Annotated in this window: 1 protein-coding gene; it reads left to right on the forward strand. The window is 71.7% G+C overall.

Annotated features, from left to right (window positions below):
• Window positions 1–304 (forward strand): acyltransferase domain-containing protein (locus ADL01_RS26590; RefSeq protein ID WP_159049635.1); only part of this gene is annotated, 304 nt, incomplete at both ends.

Raw genomic sequence — 304 nt, forward strand, 5'->3', positions numbered from 1 at the left:
TACTGGGTCCGGCACATTCGCGAGGCGGTCCGTTTCCACGACGGTCTCGGCGCCCTCACCGACTTCGGCGCGACGACGCTCCTTGAGCTCGGCCCTGACGCCGTGCTGACGGCCATGGCGCACGACACCCTCACCGACCCGGCCGCGCAGGCCGGGCTCATAGCTGCCGTAAGCAAGAACCGACCGGAGCCGGACACCTTCCTGACCGCCCTCGCCCGGCTCCACGTGCGCGGGGCCGAGGTCGACTTCGCCTCGCTGTACGCACCGGCCGACTCCCGACGCCGCGTGGACCTGCCCACGTACG

The sequence above is a fragment of the Streptomyces sp. NRRL WC-3618 genome (assembly GCF_001280005.1).
In the GTDB taxonomy this organism is placed as follows: Bacteria; Actinomycetota; Actinomycetes; order Streptomycetales; family Streptomycetaceae; genus Streptomyces.